We start from the raw sequence: 336 nt of genomic DNA, 5'->3' as shown, positions 1-336 counted from the left end.
TCCGACAGCAGCGTCAACGTGCCTGGGCTCGCGTTTTCTCGCTGACCATAGGCGCGCAGGGCCATCGTCAGCAAAGCCTGGCTCAGTGAGGTGACGATCGCCAGCGCGCCCGGTGCGCGCGTTTCGGCTTCGTCGCGCATCAGCCCAATGAGTGCTTGCAGCGCCGTAAATGACGCACTATCAGTCAATGACACATGCAACGGATCGGGCAGGGTGCGTACAAGCAGCGTGGTCGAGCCGTGCTCGTGAACGAAGCGACCGCAAAGCAGATCGACGTCAGCCGCGCCCCGGCCGGTTTGACTAAGCGGCAGCATGCCGTCGTGCGATGTGCGTGGC

General features: G+C 63.7%; 1 protein-coding gene. It reads right to left on the bottom strand.

Features of this window, described 5'->3' with window-relative positions:
- Nucleotides 1-314, bottom strand: a 314-nt coding sequence (locus HX774_RS19565; RefSeq protein ID WP_218650549.1) for a cupin domain-containing protein, incomplete at its 3' end; no start/stop codon positions are given.
- Nucleotides 315-336: the final 22 nt, after the last annotated feature.

This window comes from Brevundimonas sp. P7753, assembly GCF_013386595.1.
GTDB lineage: Bacteria > Pseudomonadota > Alphaproteobacteria > Caulobacterales > Caulobacteraceae > Brevundimonas > Brevundimonas bullata.
This window is presented reverse-complemented; position numbering and strand designations above follow the sequence as displayed.